The sequence below is a fragment of the Aurantiacibacter spongiae genome, from assembly GCF_003815535.1.
Classification (GTDB): domain Bacteria; phylum Pseudomonadota; class Alphaproteobacteria; order Sphingomonadales; family Sphingomonadaceae; genus Alteraurantiacibacter; species Alteraurantiacibacter spongiae.
On sequence record NZ_RPFZ01000001.1, the window covers coordinates 671,647 to 693,446 of the forward strand.

10 protein-coding genes are annotated in these 21,800 nt (G+C 66.0%); 6 read left to right on the plus strand and 4 right to left on the minus strand.

Annotation, left to right across the window (positions count from 1 at the left end):
• Positions 1-11: 11 nt before the first annotated feature.
• Together EG799_RS03400 and EG799_RS03405 are read right to left on the minus strand one after the other, a co-directional pair.
• A complete protein-coding gene (locus EG799_RS03400) occupies positions 12-1,220 on the minus strand; it encodes a thiolase family protein (RefSeq protein WP_123878560.1) in 1,209 nt (402 codons plus the stop codon).
• Positions 1,217-2,527 (minus strand): acyl-CoA dehydrogenase family protein, encoded by a 1,311-nt coding sequence (locus EG799_RS03405; RefSeq protein WP_123878562.1) that lies wholly within the window; start codon positions 2,525-2,527, stop codon positions 1,217-1,219. Before EG799_RS03405 ends, EG799_RS03400 begins: the two co-directional genes overlap by 4 nt.
• A 167-nt stretch (positions 2,528-2,694) precedes the next feature.
• Here EG799_RS03405 and EG799_RS03410 point away from each other — a divergent pair, with 167 nt between their 5' ends.
• Positions 2,695-3,777 carry a Zn-dependent alcohol dehydrogenase gene (locus EG799_RS03410; RefSeq protein ID WP_123878564.1) on the plus strand — a complete coding sequence of 361 codons (1,083 nt, stop codon included), beginning with the start codon at positions 2,695-2,697 and terminating at the stop codon, positions 3,775-3,777.
• A gap of 9 nt (positions 3,778-3,786) precedes the next feature.
• Here the strand turns inward: EG799_RS03410 and EG799_RS03415 are convergent, their stop codons facing one another.
• Entirely contained in the window at positions 3,787-5,523 is a 1,737-nt protein-coding gene (locus EG799_RS03415) for a class I adenylate-forming enzyme family protein (protein WP_123878566.1), read from the minus strand.
• A 167-nt stretch (positions 5,524-5,690) separates the two neighbouring features.
• Here EG799_RS03415 and EG799_RS03420 point away from each other — a divergent pair, with 167 nt between their 5' ends.
• The 5 genes from EG799_RS03420 (at position 5,691) to EG799_RS03435 (ending at position 11,970) form a co-directional block, all read left to right on the plus strand.
• Positions 5,691-6,923: a serine hydrolase domain-containing protein gene (locus EG799_RS03420; RefSeq protein ID WP_123878568.1), complete on the plus strand. Its 1,233-nt coding sequence runs from the start codon at positions 5,691-5,693 to the stop codon at positions 6,921-6,923.
• Positions 6,924-7,128: 205 nt separating this feature from the next.
• On the plus strand, positions 7,129-9,888 hold the full coding sequence (locus EG799_RS03425) for a TonB-dependent receptor (protein ID WP_123878570.1): 2,760 nt from the start codon (positions 7,129-7,131) through the stop codon (positions 9,886-9,888).
• A gap of 114 nt (positions 9,889-10,002) precedes the next feature.
• Positions 10,003-10,260 (plus strand): acyl-CoA thioesterase domain-containing protein, encoded by a 258-nt coding sequence (locus tag EG799_RS14310; RefSeq protein ID WP_325051094.1) that lies wholly within the window; start codon positions 10,003-10,005, stop codon positions 10,258-10,260.
• 8 nt (positions 10,261-10,268) lie between these two features.
• The gene (locus EG799_RS03430; RefSeq protein ID WP_325051095.1) at positions 10,269-10,817 is read left to right on the plus strand and encodes an acyl-CoA thioesterase; all 549 of its coding nucleotides are present in this window, start codon (positions 10,269-10,271) and stop codon (positions 10,815-10,817) included.
• A 55-nt stretch (positions 10,818-10,872) separates the two neighbouring features.
• Complete coding sequence (locus tag EG799_RS03435; RefSeq protein WP_123878572.1) at positions 10,873-11,970, plus strand: AraC family transcriptional regulator; 1,098 nt, start codon at positions 10,873-10,875, stop codon at positions 11,968-11,970.
• Positions 11,971-15,971: 4,001 nt separating this feature from the next.
• On the opposite strand, the gene EG799_RS03440 is transcribed toward EG799_RS03435, so the two are convergent.
• On the minus strand, positions 15,972-21,569 hold the full coding sequence (locus EG799_RS03440; protein WP_123878574.1) for a beta strand repeat-containing protein: 5,598 nt from the start codon (positions 21,567-21,569) through the stop codon (positions 15,972-15,974).
• Positions 21,570-21,800: the final 231 nt, after the last annotated feature.

Sequence of the window (21,800 nt, forward strand, 5' to 3'; positions counted from 1 at the left end):
CGCCTCTTTGATCAGGAGGGGATTTCGAACAGGCCGGCGGCTCCCATGCCGCCCGCCACGCACATGGATACCACGGCGAAGCGCTCCCCGCGTCGCCGTGCTTCGAGAAGAATGCTGCCGACCAGCCGCGATCCCGTCATGCCGAAGGGATGACCGATGGCGATGGCCCCGCCGTTGACGTTCAGCTTCTCGGGATCGATGCCGAGCCGGTCGCGGCAGTAGAGCGCCTGGCTGGCGAACGCCTCGTTGATTTCCCACAGCCCGATATCGGCGACGGACAGGCCCGCCCGGTCAAGCAGTTTGGGGATGGCGAAGACCGGGCCGATGCCCATTTCGTCGGGAGCGCAACCGGCCGCCTGGAAGCCGCGGAAGATGCCCAGAACCTCCCGTCCCTCCGCTTGCGCCGTGGCGCGGTCCATCAGCACCTGCGCCGCCGCGCCATCGGAAAGCTGACTCGCATTGCCGGCGGTGATGTTGCTGCCTTCCTGTACCTTCGCACCGTTCTTGAAAACCGGCTTGAGGCCGGCCAGGGCCTCGTAGGTCGTCTCTGGACGGATGCCCTCATCCGCTGTCAGCGTCACCGTCTCGCGTCCCGCTTCGGAGCCGTCCTTTGCACGCAACACTTTTTCCGTGGTGAGCGGCACGATCTCTTCTGCCAGCCGTCCGGCCTCGGTGGCGGCAGCCGCACGCTGCTGGCTTTCAGCGGCGAAGCGGTCCTGCGCCTCGCGCGTCACGCCGTAACGTTCGGCCACGATCTCGGCCGTCTCGATCATGGCCATGTAGGCATCGGGCTCATGCTCCAGCACATTGGGAGAGCGCCATCCCTCGCCGACGATGCCCGGAACCATGGTGAGCGAGACGGACTCGCCGCCGCCCGCCAGCAGCACGTCGGCATCGCCCGCCATGATGGAGCGCGCAGCCAGCGCGACGGTCGTGAGACCCGAGGCGCACTTGCGGTCGAGCGAAACGCCGGGGACGCTTTGCGGCAAGCGGCTCGAGAACACGCTCATCCGGGCGATGTTGTAGAATTGCGGGCCGTACTGGTTGCCGGTGCCGTAGTAGAAGTCCTCGATCCGTTCGGGGTCGACCCCGGCCCGATCGAGTGCAGCGTCGACGACGTGGGCGGCCAGCCTGTCGGGCATGGTGGCGTTGAAGGCACCGCGATGCGCCTTGCCGATGGGCGTGCGCGCGGTCGAGACGATTGCGGCTTCGCGGGTCATTGGTTCGCTCCTGTTCCGCTCGGCACGGGCCCGCGCGCTTGTCCGGCTTTCGCCTTGAGGTCGGTGTACTTGCCCATCTCGCTACGGGCGATGGCGCGCGCGTGAACCTCGTCGGGTCCGTCGGCGAAACGCAGCGTGCGCATGCTGGCCCACGCGGCGGCCAGGTCGTGATCCTGGCTCACCCCGCCCCCACCATGCGCCTGAATGGCGTTGTCGAGAACACCCAGCGCCATGTTCGGCGCCTGCACCTTGATCATCGCGATCTCGTCCTTTGCGGCCTTGTTGCCTTCGCGGTCCATCACATCCGCGGCCTTGAGACAGAGCAGGCGGCTCATCTCGATATCGATACGCGCACGCGCGATGCGTTCTTCCCAGACCGAATGCTGGTAGATGTACTTGCCGAAGGCGACACGGCTGGCGAGCCTGCGGCACATCGCCTCGAGCGCTTCTTCCGCCACGCCGATCGTGCGCATGCAATGATGGATCCGGCCGGGGCCGAGCCGGCCCTGTGCGATTTCGAAACCGCGTCCTTCCCCCAGCAGCATGTTCGTGGCCGGCACGCGGACGTCGTCTAGCGAGATTTCGGCGTGGCCGTGCGGAGCGTGGTCGTACCCGTAAACGGTCAGCACCCGTTTCACCGTCACGCCCCTGCTGTCCATCGGCAACAGGATCATCGACTGGCTTCCGTGGCGTGAGCCATCGGGATCGGACTTGCCCATGCAGATGGCGATCTCGCACCGCGGATCGCCCGCCCCGCTGCTCCACCATTTGCGTCCGTTTATGACGTATTCGTCGCCGTCGCGGATAATGCTCGCTTGAATGTTCGTCGCGTCGGAAGAGGCGACGTCGGGCTCCGTCATCAGAAAGGCGCTGCGGATTTCGCCGTTCATCAGCGGCGTCAGCCAGCGGTCCTTCTGCGCGCGCGTGCCGTAGCGATGAAGTACCTCCATGTTGCCGGTATCGGGGGCGGAGCAGTTGAACACCTCGCTCGCCCAGGACACGCGTCCCATCTCCTCCGCGCACAGCGCGTATTCGAGGTTGGTGAGCTGCCGGCCTTCGAAGACGAAGCTGTCGTCGACGTGATCCTGCCCGGAATGGGGTGGCATGAACAGGTTCCACAGGCCCGCCTCGCGCGCGGCGGGCTTCAGCTCCTCGATCACCGGGTTGGGTTGCCAGCGGTCCCCCGATTCATCTGCGGCCCTGGCCGCCGCGGCGTAGTCGCCCGTGCGCGGACGTATCCTGTCGTCGATGAAGGCCCTTACGCGATCACGCATGTCGCGCTGCCGTTCGCTCAATCCGAAGTCCACTCGCCTTCCTCTCCTTCCGCCGGCACCGATATTTCGAAGCACCTTCGAAATGCACGCTTTCGCGGGTTTTGTCTACATACGCGTTTTTCGAGATTCGCAAAGATCGCTTGGCAAATCGAGCCGTTTTCGCGATCAGGCGAGTCGCAGCACGAGGCAAGGAGCATGACATGAAAGCAGCAGTAATGCGCGCGGTGAACGAGCCGCTGCAGATCGAGGAGGTCGCCATCTCGAAGCCCGGTCCGCACGAGGTGCTGATCCGCGCCGCCGCTACCGGCGTGTGCCATTCGGACCTGCATTTCGTCGAGGGGCACTACCCCACTCCCCTGCCCAGCGTGCTCGGCCACGAATGCGCCGGCGTGGTGGAACAGGTCGGCTCGGAAGTCCGGACGGTGAACCCCGGCGATCACGTCGTCACCTGCCTTTCGGCTTTTTGCGGTCACTGCGAGTTCTGCGTCGGCGGCCACCTGTCGCTGTGCAACGAACCCGATACCCAGCGCGAGAAGGACGCCGACCCCCGTCTCGGCAACCGCGAGCAACCGATGGGCCAGTTCCTCAACCTGTCCGCCTTCGCGGAGCAATTGCTGGTTCACGAGAACGCCTGCGTGGCCATCAGGAAGGACATGCCGCTCGACCGGGCGGCGCTGCTGGGCTGCGCGACGATCACCGCCTATGGCTCGGTCGTACGCACGGCGGAGGTCCGGCCGGGGCAGAGCGTCGCGGTGATCGGTTGCGGCGGAGTGGGCCTTGCCACGATCAACGCCGCGCAGATCGCCGGCGCGGGGCGGATCATCGCCATCGACCGGGTGGCCGGCAAGGAGCAGCTCGCCCGCGATTTCGGCGCGACCGACTTCATCGATGCGTCCGAAGGCGAGGTATGGAAAAAGGTTCTCGGCCTGACCGGCGGCGGCGTCGACCACGCATTCGAGGCGATCGGCCTCGCCGAGACGGCAGGCGATGCGTTCAGGATGCTTCGGCGGCGCGGTATCGCGACGGTGATCGGGATGATCCCCGTCGGGCAGAAGATCAGCCTGAACGGCTACGAACTGTTGCAGGAAAAGCAGTTGCGCGGGTCGATGATGGGATCGAACCAGTTTCCCGTCGACATTCCGCGCCTTGTCGATTTCTACATGGATGGCAGGCTGAAACTGGACGAACTGATTTCCCGCCGGATCGACCTTGCGCAGGTGAACGAGGCGTTCGACGAGATGAAGACCGGCACCATAGCGCGCTCGGTCATCACCTTCGACTAGGTTCGCCGGTCAGAACAGGCTCGTCAGCTCCTTCTTCAGGATCTTGCCGTTGGCGTTGCGCGGCAGCGTCGTATCGGTGAAGACGACGCGCACGGGCACCTTGAAATGGGCCAGCCGTTCGCCGACCCAGGTCTGCAATTCCCCTTCGGTGGCGTGGGTGCCGGCCGCGAGGTGAACCACCGCCGCAGGTTCTTCACCCAGCTGGCGATGCGGCAGTCCGATTACCGCGGCGTCGGTCACGGCGGGGTGTTCGTACAGGACGTTCTCGACCTCGGAAGAATGGATGTTCTCCCCGCCCCGGATGACCATGTCCTTCGCGCGGTCGACGATGAAGCAGAAGCCTTCCTCGTCGAGACGCGCCAGGTCGCCGGTCCGCACCCATCCATCGACGAAGGTCTGCTCGGTGGCGTCGGGCCGGTTCCAGTAGCCTTTCGCCACCATCGGCCCGCGCGCCCACAATTCGCCGACCTCGCCGGTAGGCAGTTCGCGCTGCCCATCCTCCGACATTATCTTCAGGTCGGCGACCGCAACAGGGGGGCCGCAGCTGTCGGGACGGTTGAGATAATCCTCCGAGACATGGCCCGTCACCGTTGCCATGGTCTCGGTCATGCCCCAGCCGCTGCCCGGCGCGGCGCCAAAGGTCTGCTCGATCCGGCGAACGAGTTCAGGTGCGGCCGGCGCACCCCCGTAGGTTATCATCTCGAGGCTGGAGAGATCGTGGTCGCAACGCGCGGGATGGTCCAGCAGCTGCCAGGCAATCGTGGGCACTCCGCCCGTCATATTGACCTTTTCGCGCTCGATGACGCGAAAGGCTTCCTCGGGTTCCCAGTGGTGCATGAACACCATCGTATGGCCGGAGACGAAATAGCCGACCATCGCCGCCGAGCAGGCGGTGACGTGAAACAGCGGAATGACCAGCAGGATGGTCTTCTGCGTGGGTTCGGGCGGTTCTTCCCCGCGGCGCAGGGGCGCGAAGGCGAGGTTGTAGGTGCTCGACAGCACGTTGGTGCAGATGTTGCGATGCGTCCCGAGCGAACCCTTGGGCGCACCCGTCGTGCCGCTGGTGTAGAAGATCGTCGCCTCGTCGTCGGGCGCGATATCCGCTTCGGGTAGATCATGATCGTTCAGATCGATCCAAGCGTTGCTCTTACCCAGGATGTCCTCGAGACGCTCAGTGCCTTCCGATTCCTCCTCGGCGCGAGAAACGATGCACGTCTCGAGCGCCGCCAGCCCGTCCCGCACCTCCGCGATCCGTTCCCACCGCTCGTGATCGCAGACGAGCGCCTTGCTCCCCGAATCGGACAGCGCGAAAGCGAGTTCGTCCGCCGACCACCAGGCGTTGAGCGGTACGCAGATCGCGCCGAGGCTGGTGATGGCAAAGAAGGCGACGGGCCATTCGGGAAGATTGCGCATCGCGAGCGCGACCCGGTCGCCCTTGCCGATACCTCGCTTCCGCAGATGGTGGGCCAGTGCCGCGGTGGCGCGAAACCATGCGTCGAAGGTCACGCGCTCTTCCTCATAGACGATGGCGAGCCGGTCGCCGTGTTCGCGCCCCATGTTGGCGATGGCGCGCAGCGATGGCGGCGCGTTCTTCCAGACCCGGGTTTCGCGGCCGTCGATCGCCACAGTTTCCATTTCGAAGGGTTGGCCCGGCCCGGTCAACAGGTCGCGAACCTCGTCGCGGCTCATGGCGGGCCAGCCAGCCGGCGGGGTCCAGCCCGCGGCGACGTCCGTTTTCGTCTGCATCGTCTCTCCAGCTCTTTATCCGGACGACGATAGGCGAAACCGATGCGATCGCGCAAGCGGCAACGACCCTTTTCGAAAAAGCGGTATGACGCGTTTGCCTAACGGGGAATTAGCGGTAGGGTAATGCGGAACGCAGGGTATGCGAAACAAAGGGAGATGCTTTGACGATGCCGGACCTGACCGATCCAGCCGACCTCGGCTTCGACGGCGACCGACTCGAACGGATCGGCGCGTTTCTGGAAAAGGCCTATGTCGGAAGCGGTCGGCTACCCAATACGCAAATACTCGTCGCGCGCGATGGCAAGCCCGTATATCGCCACCGGGCGGGCGTCCAGAACGAGGCGGGCGATCCGTTGCGCGAGGATGCGCTGTTCCGAATTGCCTCGATGACCAAACCCGTCACCTCCATCGCGTTCATGCAACTGGTGGAACAGTGCAAGGTGGCGCTGGACGATCCGATCTCCCGCGTGCTGCCCGAATTTGCATCGCCCGGCGTCTATTCCGGGGGCGGCGGGTCCATTCCCTTCGCTCCGACCACGCCGGCCCGGCCGATCCGCTTCGTCGACCTGCTGACGCATACAGCCGGCCTTACCTACGGCCTGCAGAACCGCACCAACGTCGATGCCGCCTACCGGGAGGCAAACCTGGACCTGCCGCGTAACCTGTCGTCAGACGATTATGTCGCGCGGCTGGCGAAATTGCCGCTTCAGCACGCACCCGGCGAACGCTGGACCTACTCGGTCGCGACCGATGTGTTGGGGGTCGCGGTGGAGCGGTTGAGCGGGCAGAAGCTGGGAGATTATTTTCGCGATCACATCTTCGGACCGCTCGGCATGGACGATACGGGATTCGACCTGCCCGATGGGTCGCGCGCGCGGCTGAGCGATAACTGGGCGTGGTCGCCGAACGGAAAGCCCAGCCTGATCGAACGCGGGACGCATAGCGCCCATTTCACGCCCGCCGGCTTTCACAGCGGCGGCGGCGGACTGGCGAGTTCGATCGAGGACTACCATCGCTTCTGCACGATGCTCCTCCAGCGCGGCGCCCTGGACGGCCGGCGCATCATAGCGCCCAAGACCCTGGCACTGATGACTGCGAACCACCTTCCCGGGGGAGCGGACCTGACGGCGGTGAGCGACGCGCTGTTTTCCGAGGCAAGCAATGCGGGAACCGGTTTCGGCCTCGGATTTGCCTGCGTGATCGATCCGGTGGCGACGCTGATGCCGGCCAGCCGCGGCGAGTATTACTGGGGCGGGGCGTTCTCGACCGCATTCTTCGTCGATCCGGTCGAGCGCGTGACGATGGTGTTCATGACGCAGCTCTACCCTTCGAACATCTACCCGCTGCGCCGCCAGTTGAAGACCATGATCTACGCGGCGTTGTCGGAAAGCCACGCTTGACAAGCGATCTGTCCGGAAAAGGATACCGGTCTTTCAAATTGCTTGCGTAACGGGGATCGAGAACGCACAAGGATTCACAAAAAGCAGAAGCAGGAGAGGTTGTCACTACTGGATATCCTTGCCCCGCCTGGCAGCGGGAAGACGATCGCAGGGAACCACGACGGGCATACTCTCCGCATAAAAACGGTTGTCGACGGAGAGTTTCATGAAATCGGTATTCCGCCAGTCCATTGCCTATGGTGCCCTTGCCGGCGCGCTTGCCTGCGTCCCGGCCGCCGCCCACGCCCAGCAGACTCCCGCGCAACAGGGCAATCTGGCCGAACAGGGCGATATCGAGGAACCCGAGGAGCCGCCCGTTCCCCAGACGCAGGAGCCGGGCGTGATCGTCGTCACCGCGCAGGGCCGCGCGCAGTCGCTGGCGGACGTTCCCATTGCCGTGTCCGCCGTATCGGGCGAACTGCTCGAGCAATCGGGCACCACCGACATCCGCGAGCTCAATCAGCTCGCCCCGTCGCTCCTCGTTTCATCGACGGGTAATGAGGCGAATGGCTCCGCGCGTATTCGCGGCATCGGCACGGTGGGCGACAATCCGGGTCTCGAAAGCTCGGTCGCGGTGTTCATCGATGGCGTGTACCGGTCGCGCTCCGGCAATGCGTTGAGCGAACTGGGCCCGGTAGACCGGGTGGAGATCCTGCGCGGACCGCAAGGAACGCTGGGCGGACGCAACTCCTCTGCCGGCCTTATCAGCATCTACACCGCGCCGCCCGAATTCGACCTGTCGGGCTACGGCGCCTTTACCTACGGCAATTACGATGCGGTCCGCGTCGAGGCCGGCGTGAACCTCCCGCTGGGCGACACCATCGCCACGCGGGTCGACGGCGTCTATTTCAAGCGCGACGGCTTTTACCACGACGTCGTGAACGATACCGACATCAACAATCGCGACCGCTACCTGATCCGCGCTCAGGCCCTGTTCGAACCCAACCCGGACGTCAGCTTCCGCCTGGTGGCCGACTATTCGAAGAAAGAGGAAGCGTGCTGCGCGGCGACTTTCGTCCAGCCCGATTTTGCCCCCTTGGCGAGGATCAGCCCCGGGCTCGATTCCTTCGAATATCCCAGCGGCCCCGCGCTCACGAGCACGAGCAATCCGATCATCCCGGTCCTGCTCGGTCTAGGCCAGGATCCGCGTGCGCTCTCCCAGAGCACCTTCGACCGCGACATCTTCGTGACGGCGGGTCGCAGCTACGAAGGCGAGACGGAGGATTACGGCATCTCGGGCGAACTGAACTGGGATTTCGGGAATGTCAGCCTGTCCTCGATCACGGCCTATCGCGAATATTCCAACTTCCAGGGATCGGATACCGATTACACCCAGGTCGATCTCCTCTACCGCGCGCCCAACGAATTCGGCGGCGCCCGCGCGTTCGATACCTTCACGCAGGAACTCCGGCTGAACGGCACTCTCTTCAACGATCGTCTCGACTGGCTGGTCGGAGGCTATTACGCCGACGAGCAACTGCGCGTGCAGGACAACCTGCGGTTCGGAACGCAGTATGGTACCTTCGCCAACTGCCGCATCGCGCTGGCCATCAATCCCCTGCTGGTGAACCCGGCGGCGGGCAATTGCTTCGGTCCCAACATCGCCGCACTGCAATTCGCCAATGGCGGGGCGGGCGCGTTCGGAGCGGCGACGCCGCTGATCATCGCCGGTATCAACAACCTGGCGCAGGTCACGGATCGTGGCAGCACCGGCGATGTGTATGACCAGGAAAGCAAGAATTTCGCCCTGTTCACGCACAACATCGTCCATCTGACCGACAAGCTCGATCTGACGCTAGGCCTGCGTTACACGAACGAGACCAAGGATTTCAGCGCCGCCTTCGGCAATGACAACGTTTTCTGTCCGGCCAACCGGGCGCTGCTGTCACCGCTGTTGCAGGTGCCCTCGCTTGCGGGCCTGGCAGGCGGCCTGCTGGCGCTGTCGTGCCAGGGCAATTCGACGTCCGAGCTCGATGGCGTAACGCTGACCGATTCGCGCGACGAGGATCAGCTGACCGGAACCGCCGTGCTGTCCTACCAGCCGACACCCGAGACGCTGTTCTACGCCAGCTATTCGCGGGGCTACAAGGCCGGCGGCTACAATCTCGACCGCTCGGCCCTGGCAAACCCGGTTCTGTTCAACGTCAACGCGATCGACCCTGCCAACCTGCAGTTCGAGGAAGAAACGGTCGATGCGTTCGAGCTGGGCTTCAAGTATTCCACCCGCCGTTTCTCGGCCAGTGTTGCCGCGTTCCGCCAGGAATTCACGAACTTCCAGCTAAACACGTTCAATGGCTCGGTCTTCCTGGTGCAGAACATCAATTCCTGCGGATCGGACCTGGGCGGGGCGGACATGGACGCGAGCGCGGCGACGGGCGATTGTTCGCCCGACGATGTGCAGCCCGGCGTCATCGCGCAGGGTGTGGAATTCGAAACGACGATCACCCCGATGCCCGATCTGACCGCGACCGTTGGCCTGACCTATGCGGATACCAGTTACGAGGACAATCTGATCGGCGGCGACAACGGAACGCCGCTCGACCCTGCGCTACGCTTGTTGCCGGGTGACAACCTCTCGAATGCGCCCGAGATCGCAGCCACCACCTCTATCAGCTGGACGCCGCCGATCGGCAATTCGGGCCTCAGCGGACTGGTGTTCTTCAACGCCCGCATGACGAGCGACTACAATACCGGCTCCGACCTGCTCTACGGCAAGGAACAGAAGGCCTACGCGCTGATCAACGGCCGCATCGGCCTGACCGGGCCGGACCGCGCCTGGGGGATCGAACTGTGGGCGAACAACCTGCTTGACGAAGACTACACGCAGGTGGCCTTCAATACGCCTTTCGTCGCGCCGCAGCAGACCTATTCGGCCTATCTTGCCGAACCGCGGACCTATGGCGTGACCGTGCGCGGGCGGTTCTGAGCCAAAGCGAACGAATATCCGACAAAGGGGGGTCGGGGTCAGCGCTCCGGCCCCCTTTTTCCTGCCATCCGGAGACCTGAAATCACTTTCGCCGAGTTACTCGATCTCGAACGCGTGGACGATGCGAGCTGGATCGGACCGCCCGGCCCCGGCATCGGACCGCGCATGTTCGGGGGGCACGCACTGGCGCAGGCGCTGCTGGCGGCCGAACTCGCCGAGAGCGGACAGCGAGCCCCGCATTCGCTGCACGCCTACTTCCTCGAACCGGGTGCGACCGCCGCGCCGACCCGTTATGACGTGACTACCCTCGTCGAGGGGCGCAGCTTCGCGAAAAAGCGTATCGAGGCGTCGCAGGGGACACGCCCATCCTGACGATGACGGTGTCCTCGCACGTAATCGAGGATGGCTTCACCCACTCCGTCGAGCCGCCGCCTGCCGACACTGCCGAAAGCGCGCTGGCCGCGATGCAGGAATGGATCGCCCGGCAGGAAGATTTCTCCGCCCTTCCCATCATCGGTCGCCTGTCCGACAGGCCGGTCGAGGTCGCTCCGCTCGATATACGCTCGCTTTTCGCCGACCTGCCCCACGCCCCCAGATCGGGCTGCTGGATGCGCAGCCGCGAGGATAGTCCCACCGACCCGCGAATGCAGCGCGCCGCGCTGACCTACGCCTCCGACATGCTGTTCCTGCGCAACGCGCTTCTGCCGCATGGTGTGAGGCCCGGCGATGCGAGCATGCAGGTCGCAAGTCTAGACCACGCGATGTGGTTTCACGCCTCGCCGGACTTTTCGCGCTGGCACCTCTACGCCACCGAAAGCCCGTGGGCGGGCGGTGCGCGCGGGCTTAACCGCGGTCATTTCTTCGACACCGGAGGCGGTCTGGTCGCAACCGTGGCACAGGAAAATCTGATGCGGCGCCGGCCGCGTTGACCGACTTTCGACGCAAGGCCGCCCGTCCGGTTGCCCCAGGAGGAAACACGGATGGATGCATTCTGTCGTCGGGCTTACGCATCGGTTCGAAACCCGCTACCCTGCGCCGACGCCGGACGTCCCGCGTTCGCGCAACCGGGAGAATGCGATGCAGAAGCCCAACGTGGCCCGGTACGACAGCGCCGACTACCCTTCTGCGCAACTGGCTTTCGACACCTATCGCACCGTTATCTCCGACATTTTCGACGTGCGCCGCCGGGAGGGAGACGAACGCCCCTTCGCAGCGCAGCTGGCCGCGCGCGCCTTCGGCGAAGTGTTCATGCACTCCGGTCAGCACACCTCCTCCCTGTTCGACCGCGACGCCGAACGGGCGAGAAGCGATGGTCTGGACGACATCTGTTTCGCCTTCAGCATGAGCGGCGCCTGGTCGGGTCGCTTCCTCGATCGCGAACGGACGATGGCGGCGGGCGAAATCGTGCTGATGGACCGCACGCAGGCCGTACGCCTGCTGACGCCGGACGACCATCTCACCGTCGTCAACGTGCCGCGCCGCCGGCTGGAGCTGCACGGAACGGTGCTGAGCGGCCTGCACGGGGAGGTTCTTGCGGACAGCGGCGGCGCGGTTCTGCGCGATTACGTGCTGTCGCTCGTGCGGCACGACGCGGCCGGCATGGCGGTGGGCGATGCGCTTATCGTGATCCTTGCAGGTGTGCTGGATGCAAGGGAAGTCATGCTCGGCGACAAGCCGCACACTGACGTGGTTGCCCGGGTACTCGACTACATCGGCAGCAATCTCGACGATCCCGACATCGACCCTGCCAAGATCGCCCGCGTCAACGGCATGTCGCGGGCCAGCCTCTATCGCTCATTCAAGGAAGCGGGTCTGGGTATCCAGTCGGTCATCACCGCGCAGCGGTTGCTGGAAGCGCGGCGAAGACTGTCGATGTATCCCGAAACGCGGATTACCGATCTCGCACTCGATCTGGGGTTTTCCAGCGCTTCCTATTTCACCACGGTGTTCACCCAGCGCTTCGGAATCAGCCCGCGCGCATTCGCCCGGAACGAGAAGTCCGACCTGTTGAAGGGCACGCTCATCGCCGAACGCCGGGTCCAGCGCTGGGGCGCAACCTTTCGCGCTCGCCCGCCTGTCTGATCCGGTCTACCAGTCGAAGGTGATACCAAGGCTTGCAGTATCGCCCCAACCGGGCGGCAGGGCCAGGTCGCGTTCGATCCCCGCATCGATGCGGAAGCGATCGCCCCTCGCAAGACCTATTCCCGCACCGACGACGCCGCTGGTGCGGACGGCCTGTTCCTGATCCGTGGGGAGACGCATCGCGGAATCGAGATCGGCAAGGTCAATCCGCGCCGCGCCGCCGCGCAGGAACACGCGTTGCTGCACGCGAGCGGACAGATAGGGCGCGAAATGGAAATCGTGTCCGCCATCGAGAGTCCAGCCCTGTCGTATGCCGAGACTTCCCTGCATCCGATCCTGATCGAAACCGCTCACGTTCATCTCTATACCGCCCGCCTCGAAGCGGGCTGCATCCTGCCGGAACGCGCGGTAGGAAAGACCGGCTGACCACGCCGCCGTTCCTCCCAGCGCATCGAACGCACCGGTCCAGGAAAGACCGACCGACCGATCCCGTGCGCTGATCTCGCTCGCTCCGAACGGGGCGGCGGCGATACCGTGAGTGGTGCCGAGGCTTGCGCCGAAAGCGAGACGCGTATCTCCGGGGGCCGGAAGGCTGCCATAGAGCGCGAATTGCAAGTCGGGCCGGGCGGACTTGCGCGCCAGATCGGCCGATTGTTGCATGGCGATACCGAACAGCGAGCCGTCCCGGCGGAATTCGAGGCCGCTGGCGCCGCTTCCCTCGACCAGGCCCGAGACGCTCGACGGGGTCGCCTGCCAGAAGGCTATCGCACCCCCGCCCGCCGGGGCGCTCTGTTCGCGCAGGTTCGGGGTTCGCGGGCCGTTCGCAAAAGCCGGTGACAGTCGCGACTGGCGATCGGCGATGGCGGCGTCGATCGCCGACGAGGCACCCGCCGCCGGCGAGGAGAGCGCCACGTAGTTCATGGGATTCAGCGCCCGGATGTCGGCCGTGAAATCGGTGCCGGTCGGTGCCATCTGCCACGTCATGATGCGGTTGCGCAGCTCGCCCGTCGTGTAGGTCGCGACTCCGTCGAGGAAATTCGCAAGCGAGGCATCCAGCGGCGACAGGTCTGCGCTCGAGCGCAGCGGCTTCACATGCGCGACGATACTGAAGACCTTGCTGTGCTGTTCCCACCCGAAGCTCAGCAATTGTGTGGGTTCGGGCAGCGTGATCGTGGTGAAGGCACCCTTGACGATTCCGAATTCGGGCGTGGCGACGACGTCGAAACGCTGGCCGTTGCCGTAGATGCCCGGCAGAGCGTAGGCTTCGAGATTGCCGGTAAGCGTAACATTGCCGATGACTTCCAGATTTCCAGCCATCCCGCTGGCGGGATCGAGCAGGGTGCGCAGGACACCCCCGCGATCGAAACTGTACCGGTTTGTGTAAAGGGTGCCTTCGAACAGGTTCAATTCGCGGAACGTGCCGAGGTTCTGCACGGCGAACGTCCCCGCGCCCGTCTTGTATCCCCGGTCGAAGCCCCGCATGATCGGCTCCAGAGGGTAATCGGCGAGAGTGAAGCTGCCCTCTCCGTCGAAATAGACCGTGTCGTCACGCACATCGAAGTTCGGCTGTCCTCCGTAAACGGTGCCCGATTCGAGCGTCGAATGGCCCGAAAGATAGAACGTGTCGCTGCCATCGCCGAGCCGAACATCGCCGTTGATCACCGAGCCATCGAGCAGGACAAGTGTATCGTCGCCGAATCCCATGTCGATCGCGGCACTGTCGGTCCGAAGGAAGTCGCCAACGGCCACCGTGCCGTAACCCGCATAGCGATCGCGCGCCACGCCGGCCGTGATGGTCCCGCTATTGATCAGCAGATCGTCACCATCGCCCATGTCCACCCCGTAGGCGAGGAAACGCAGGTTGGCGGAGAAATACTCGTCGCCCATCTTCGAGGAAGGTTCGCGGTATATGTCCATGCTGAAGATCGGCGTCGCGCTGGCGACAATATCGCCATCGTTCACCAGCACGTCGTTTCCGCCGCCCATCGCCACACCATAGGCGATGCCGTTACTGGAAAAGCCCAGGTCAAGCGTCGCCGCGGCAAGGCCCGAGGATTGCGCGCGGATCGTGATGTCGTGGGATACGGTGAGATCGCCGCGAATCAATCCGTCGTTGACCACCAGATCCGCGGCCGAACCGGTCGCGACACCGTAAGCGCGCAGGTCATTCGCTTCGGTCCGAACGAAGGATCGCGCCGCGACGGTCGGACTGGCATCGCGGTGCCCCCCGTGTGCGTAAAGCTTGACGTAGGGCTGCGCATAGCCCGTGATGTGACCCGCAGCGCCGTTGAACACCCGGTTGCCGCCGTCCCCGCCGAATACGCCATGCGCCGCGATGGCGTTGGCATAGGTGAAGATCACCGCGGTCGCGCTCGAGGCCCCGTCGCCATCGGCATCGGAGGTGATGTCGATGTCGGGGGAGGCGTGTGCGGTGAGCAGTTCGTTGTTGACGAGCGTGTTCGCGCCGTCGCCCAGGTCCACGCCCGTCGTGCCGACCCCGGAGATAGAGGCATAGGCCTCCGTGCGTCCCGGCGCATTGACCAGGCCATCGCCGTCGGCATAGGCGAAACTGCGCGCGGTGCCGGTGGTCAGCGCGGTCAGATCGGCGTTGAGCAGGACCCGGTCGTCGCCGGTTCCCGCGTCGATGCCGATCGCGTTCTGATGGCCGTAATCCGCCGACGCCACCGAAAAGGCAGTCGTCTTCAATCCGCTGAAGGTCGCCAGCAGGCTTCCGTTGACCGAGGCGCTGCCATGCGCCTCCCCCTTGGTTTCCACCTGAAGCCCGGCACTAAGAACGAAGTCATCCGATCCGCCGTTGCCGACCATTCCGGCCGCCGAGCCCGTTGCGACGGCGCTCGCCGTCATGTTGCCGGTGGAATAGATGAACCCCTGCGTCGCGCTGGAATAGGCGCGCACCTCGTTATCCGCCGTAACCGTCCCCGCCCCGCCAAGTCCCAGCAGGTCCTGGCCGTCGCCCGTTTCCAGACCAGTGGCGTTCGCGCTGCCCTCTGCATAGCCGCGACCTTCCTGCTGACCGATCCCCTGAGAGGACTGGTTCGTGCCGATCAGCGAATTGTGCGCCGTTACCGAGAGGCCGCCGTTCGCGGCAAGGATCGAGGCTTCGCCACCCGAGGCGATCATGCCCCGGGCAATGCTGGTGACCGAAGACCGCGCATCGAAAGCCGAGGCGCCGGCACCCGAAGCGAGCGAACCGCTGGGCCGGACATAGGTATCGGACAGAACACTGAGCAATCCGTTCGCCATCGCGATGTTGTATCCGCCCGTATCGCGGAAACCCGTCGCCTCGGCAGTGCCTTCCAGGCCGAAGCGGCTGGAGACACCGCCGAGGGCGAGGGTGCTGCCCGATTGCGTGACCGCCTCGCCATAGGCCTTCACCGACACGTCACCGTCGAGCATGACGAAATCGTCGCCGGTTCCGCCATCGACGCCCAGCGCCGACGCCCGGCCCGACAACACCATCGCGGTGCTGCCGCTTCCCAGCACGGTGAGCGAGGCTTGTCCGGCATTCTGCTTCGCCGAGGCGTTGACCTGCAAGGTGCCGCGAACCAGCAGGGCATCGTTGCCCTGTCCCGCCGAGACGCCGAGCGCTTCGCTTTGGGTCCCGGAACGCAGCGTGCCCGCCGAAGCGCCGGCGATCGTCGTACTGGAATTGGTGGACGCGTTTTCGGCGAGGGCGGTAACGCTGACCTCGTCGACGCTGGCCCGGTCTGTGCCCGAACCGAGGTCAAGCCCCGTGGCGGACGCGCTGGACCCCAGTTGCGGGTCGGTGGAACTTGCCCCGATTACCGAGATGTTCGACCCGTCCTGCGTCGTCTGAGCGGTTGCCAAGGCGGTAATCGCGTCCTGTGCGTAGAGCCGGTCTTCCCCCGACCCCGTCGTTACGCCCAGACCCACGGCGCGCGCGACGAGACGCTGGCTGGCCTCTCCCGAACCGATGCCCTGGACGCTCGAGGAGAGGAAGGCATTGGAGGCGAGCGCGCTCACATCGGCTCCGGATAGCGAGAGCACATCCTCGCCGCTGCCCGCATCGAGGCCGGTAGCGATGGCGAACGTCGCGATTTCGGATTGCACCCCCGTCCTGCCGGCAAGCTGCATGGAGGAATTCGACGCCCCGCCCCTGGCCGTCGCGTTTGCGCGCAGCGCCAGGCCGTAGGGCATGTCGAGCGTGTCGTTCCCCGAGCCGAGCCGCACCGCACTCGCCTCCGCCCGCGATGCGATGCGATGCGAACATCGGAGTTCTGGTTGCCGACGAGCTGGTAACCGCCGTCGGCGGTGGCGACATCGCTGGTGGCAATAGCCTGGACCAGTCCGACGCGGAGGAAATCGTCGTCCAGCCCCATGTCCACGCCGATGGCCCGGGCGTCTGCCGCGACGTCGAAGTTCGAACGCGCATTTCCGGCGAGCTGGAAGCGCATTCCCGAAGCCGATCCCGTGGCCGTCGCCGAAACTCCGACAACGCGCAGCGATGCGACGTCGTTGCCTTCGCCGCCATCCACCCCGACCGCCACGGCGGTGTTGCGAGCCTGGGCCGAGGAAGGCTGGTTGCCGGCGAGCTGGATCGCAAGCGAGCGGGAAGACGATCCAGCCGTTGCCGTGGTCGTTAGGAAGCCCGTCTGCGCAAACAGATCAGCGCCCTCGCCGCCCCGAAGACCGGTCGCATCGGCCACCGCGTTCATGGTCATGGCCCCCCGGCCCTCGCCGAGCAGGCCGATCGCGATGTTCTCGCCCCCGACGAGAGCGTCGGCGTTGGTCTGCAGATATCCGGTGGATGACAGATAGTCGTCGCCCATGCCCCCTTCGACGCCGACGCTCCGTGCCGAGGCCACCGCATCGAAGCGGCTCGAACTGTACCCTGCCAGCGACGCGGCGGCACTGGCGCCCGTCATGTCTGCCCTCGCCGCGACGATCCCGCCGCTTACTTCGACGCTGTCGTTGCCATCGCCGCCATCGACCCCGAACGCAGCGGATTCGAGCGTCACGCCGCTCGCGGCGGCGGCTGCCCCCGCGAGCGTGGCCGACACGGTCAGGCTGTCCGACTGCGCGAGGGACGAGGATTCCATCCCGCCGGTGATCCCGATCGTGTCGTTGCCGCCGCCACCAGCAACACCGCCGCTGCGGCTGCGCAGGCTGACGGCCGTGTCGGGCAAGGCAGCGCCGACCAGGTTGATCGCGAAATTGCCGGCGCCCGAACGGGTCAGGGCGGCGGTGGAGATCGTATCGACGAGTACTGCGTCGTCGCCCTCCCCCGCATCGATACCGATAGTCGCCGCGTCCGCGATCTGATCGAACGCGGAGATCGCCCCGCCGCCCAGGTTGGCGGCGATGGACAGTCCCGACAGGGTAGCCGTTGCCCCGCTGTTCACCACGCCGGTGGCGAGCAAGGTGTCGTTCCCGCTGCCGAGACGTACGGCGGCGGCATCGGCACCGGCGGTAACGGACAGATCGCCGAGCGACGCACCCGCCAGGGTAAAGGCGATGCTCGTTCCGGAAGATGTCGCGCCAGCCAGGGCGGCGATGCCGCCATCCAGCGTTACCGCGTCGTTGCCACCGCCCGCGTCGATGCCCGTGGCCACCGCCTGCGCGGCGACGTTCGCGTCGATCAGCGCCGCGCCGAGCGGAACGTAACTGACCGGCACCGACAGGGCGACAGCCAGCCCGCTGGCATGGGCATCGGCGAGCGCGGCGGAGTCAGCGACCGTCGTGATGATATCGTCATCATCCCCGGGCGAGGGCGCCTCCCCCTCCGACATCCATTCGTCACCGGCGATGCCGACGGCCGTGGCCGTAGCATCCACTCCGAGATCGATTCCGGTAAGCGACAGGCTCGCGCCTTCGGCGGCAATGGCAAGCGATAGGGTGGCCGAGGTGCCGCTCGACCGGGCCGACGCGTCCGCCACGACACCGTACAGGGCGAGCGTATCGCTGCCCGCCCCGCCGCTGGCGGAGATGGCGAGCGCGTCGGCGTCGGTCCCGGCACGCATCAGGACCAGCCCTGCCGCCGCGCCCTGCGTCGAGAAATCGACCGAGGCGCTGATCCCCAGCGTCTCGGCCACGGCGTCCGCGCGGGCGCTGGCGTAGGCGGCGCTGGCGAGCGTGTCGTCGCCGGCCCCGAGGCTGTAGCCGCCACCGCTTGCGAGCGCGCGGTTGCTCGAATCAGCCAGCGTCACCGATCCGGCGAACCCGCCGGTCGAGGCGTTGATCTTCGCATCGATCAGTGTGAAACCACTGTCCGCGTGGCTGTCGATGACCAGATCGGCGAGCGCATCTGCCGTCAATCTGTCATCGCCGCCGCCGGTGGCGACCCCCGTGGCGGACGCATCCGCACTGGCCCCGATCCGCGCTGCCGAGACCTGCCCCGCCATGGCCGACTGGCTGTAGCCCATCCCCGCCCGAAGAACGCTCGATCGCGTCTTCGCATCGGCGGCGACGTCCGTGCGCGCGGACAGCGCGACGGTGTCGCTCCCATCCCCGAAGTCGATGCCCGCCCCCGTCGCCGCAGAGATCGTGGAAGCGTCGAGCAGCGACGCCCCGATGCTCGTCATATTGGATACGTTGAGCGAGAAGGCACCGGAAAACTGTGTCGCCCGCGCCCCTGCACGAACAGTGGTCTGCCTGCCCTGCCGGTAATCGACCGGCTGGCCAGCCGATATCACCCCGCGCCCGTCGGCCCGCGCGCTCGTCTCGCTGCGACCCAGCGTTGCGGAGACGGCAGCGGTCTGGGCGGAATAGGATACGCCGAAATCCATCGCGGAGCTGTCGGCGATCGCGTTGGCAAGAGCGGACGTGGCGCCCTGGTCGATCGAGGTCGGGGAGGCCGAAGCCGCTCGGATGCCGGCGGCGTCGGCCTCGGCTACGCTCGAGGCATCGGTCAGCGTCGCTGCAATGGCCGGACCCTGCCCCAGCGCCGCCGCGAACTGCACCGCATCCAGTTTCGCCGTCGCGTTGGAGAGCGCGGTGATCGAGCCGGCACCGCCTATGCTCCCCTCCCCGTCCAGCTGGATTGCGGTGGCACCGGTTGCGGCGTGGGAGCGGCTGCTCGCGACGTTCGCCGTTCCCGCCCCGCCCCCTGCGGTATCCAACGCGAGGTTGAGGCCCAGCCCTTCCACGACGGATCCGGCCCCCGCCTGGGTCAGCACGATCCCATCGTTCACAATGCGCGAGCTTCCCGCGTTGGCGTAAAGACCGATTGCCTGCGAGCGCGCATCGGCGGACATGTCGCTCCCGGCAATACCGCCGCTCGCCCCGCCCTTGCTCCCCGCGAGCACGATGGCGAGCGAACGGGTCGCGGCATCCGCCCGCGCCGAACTGGTCAGCCCGCCAGCGTTGAGGAGGTAATCCTCCTCCCCGATCGAGGCACCGCCCGGCGAACCGCCGGCCATGCCCCAGGACGCGGCGCCCGCGCGCGCCCCGGCCTGCAGGGCCACCCCGGAAACGGAGATGCCGTTGCTCGCCGTGCCGTTGAGGGTCAGGCTGTTCGCTTCCGCGGTCGCGGCGCTCGTCAGGTCGAGCTCGCCGGTATTCGTCAGGACATCGCTGCCCTCGCCGCCGGCCATACCCGTAAATGCGAAGTCCGCGTCGGCGCCGAGTTGCAGGGCAGTGGCGTTGGCGCCGCCGTAATTGCCCGCATTGAAGGCGACCGAAAGGCCGTTCTGCGACGCGCTGGCGGTGCCGTTCATCGCGATTACGGCGTCATTCGTAACGCTGTCGTCGCCGGTCCCACCGTCCAGTCCCAGCATGGCACCCGTTGCGCTGGCGTCCCCGCGCATGAAGACCGCGTTGAGCGATCCGGACTTCTGGACCATCGCGTTGAAACTGGCGTTCCAGGCCTCGGCCTCGGCTGCGCCGGCTAGCGAAAGGGGGCCGCCATTCACGACGCTGTCGTCGCCAGTGCCCCCGGCCAGTCCTTCCCCGGCGATGCGCGCCGCGACGCTTGCGTCGACCGCGGCAAGACCGGTGGAAGGCACGTCGCCGGGGACGTCGGGTATGGCGATCGAGGCAGCTATCGCCAGCGCTTCCGCCTTCCCGGCGACGTCGATGGCGCCGGTATTGGCGACGATGTCGTTACCCCCGTCGCCCGTCATGGCGGTGAACCGAGCGTCGGCGATAGCTGCCGCGCCGACGGTGCTGAAATCGGGGATGGCCCCCAGCACGTCGCCCAGTCCGCCCATCAGCGCGCCGGGCAGGCTGACGCTGATTCCCGTCTGGTTGGCCGAGGCGTGGACGCTGCCTTCGAGCGTGCCGCCGTTCAGCAGCTCGTCCGCACCGAGCCCGCCCGCAAAACCCGCCCCCATCGCGGCTGCGCGCGTGTCGAAATCGAACAGGCGTTCCTGCGGGTTGCCGAGAACGGTCAGCGAAGCCGGGATACCGGCAAATCCGGCGTCTACCGAAACGGAAAGAGCGTCGGCGTCCGCGGTGAATTGAGAGAGCGAACCTTCCCCGGCAGTAACCCTGTCCGCGCCCGCCCCGCCGTCCAGGACGATGGCCTGCGCCTGCACCGCGCGGTCCTCGGTCGCCGCGGGCGCCGAACTGACAGCTGCGTCGATGATGGAAAGATCGAACAGCGAGACGCTGCCGCGCGTATTTGTCCGGGAGGTCGCGGCGCTGACGCTGACGATCCCGCCGTTCGACAGGGTATCGTTGCCCCTGCCCCCGGCCATCCCGACCGCCAGGGCGACGGGGTCGAGGCTGGCCGCGGAGCCGGAATACTGGCCGATGGCAAGCGCCACGTAGACGCTCTCGACGCTTGCCCGGGACGCGGCCGTGATCAGTCCCGAATTGTCGAGGTAGTCGTTTCCGCCAAGTCCGTCGACGCCGATTACCCTTGCATCGGCGCTGACACTCGCATCCGACGCCCCGCCGTCCAGCGCGGTGTTCGAGCCGGATCCGCGCCGGGCAATGGCCTCGCCGGTCACCGTGATCGAGCCGTTGTTGAGGACGAAATCGTCGAAGCGGGAATGACCGGCGATACCGAAGGCGCGCGTCCGTGCGCCAGTATCGACGGCGGTGGTTCCGACCCGGGCAACCAGGTCGACCTGTCCCAGCGTGGCGGCAGCAGCGGTAGAAACGCTGATGTTGCCGGCGTTGATGGTGGCGACCTGGACCGGGTAGAGCTCCTCGCCATCCCTGACGAAGGCGTATGACGGATCGTAAAGCGATCCGCGCCGAATGCCGAAGGCGTTGGCTATGGCGAGCGCCGACAGATCGGCGCCGGCAATGGAGGAGATCGCCGTCGAGCCCGCGATTGCGAGGCTCACCTGCGAATCGACGGTGATCCTTGCGTCGTTGACGATCGTGACGACCGGTGCGGCATTGGTCTCGATTCCGCTTGCCCGCGTGTGAAGGAAGGTCGAGGCATCTGGGTTCGAGGGGTCGAACGCGGCGGACGTCTGCGTCAGGATGCCGAGAGCCTTGAGAGAGGCGACGATCTCGCCGTCATTGCGGACGTCGCGCAATGGCTGCGCCTCGCCGTAACCGCTTTCGCGCAGGCTGATCATGTCACCGAACAGGTAATCGGGCAGTTCGGGAGGCGGGACGAGGACTTGCCGCGATACCTCGATCGTGCCTGTCAGCACATCCATCGTCGGTCCCGACGCGCCGGTATCCTGGGCCTGCGCCCCTGACAAAGGAATGAAAGCGCACGAGCAAGCCAGTGCGGCACGAAGCGACAGACGATTGCGCATTGATCCAGATTCCCCCCAACCCCTTAAGGCCGTGGTTCGAATCCTAATCCGCCGGGGCCGGGGCGCTTTCGATTCCGTCTCAAAAACGCATGTTCGCACCCGCGCCCGGGAACCGTCGCGCTGCCTGTG

Excerpts from the sequence above, each read along its gene's own strand:
- EG799_RS03420 (WP_123878568.1), top strand. The coding sequence starts at position 5,691 with ATGCCGGACCTGACCGATCCAGCCGACCTCGGCTTCGACGGCGACCGA.
- EG799_RS03400 (WP_123878560.1), bottom strand. The coding sequence starts at position 1,220 with ATGACCCGCGAAGCCGCAATCGTCTCGACCGCGCGCACGCCCATCGGC.
- EG799_RS03435 (WP_123878572.1), top strand. The coding sequence starts at position 10,873 with ATGCATTCTGTCGTCGGGCTTACGCATCGGTTCGAAACCCGCTACCCT.
- EG799_RS03410 (WP_123878564.1), top strand. The coding sequence starts at position 2,695 with ATGAAAGCAGCAGTAATGCGCGCGGTGAACGAGCCGCTGCAGATCGAG.
- EG799_RS03415 (WP_123878566.1), bottom strand. The coding sequence starts at position 5,523 with ATGCAGACGAAAACGGACGTCGCCGCGGGCTGGACCCCGCCGGCTGGC.
- EG799_RS03425 (WP_123878570.1), top strand. The coding sequence starts at position 7,129 with ATGAAATCGGTATTCCGCCAGTCCATTGCCTATGGTGCCCTTGCCGGC.
- EG799_RS03440 (WP_123878574.1), bottom strand. The coding sequence starts at position 21,569 with ATGGATGTGCTGACAGGCACGATCGAGGTATCGCGGCAAGTCCTCGTC.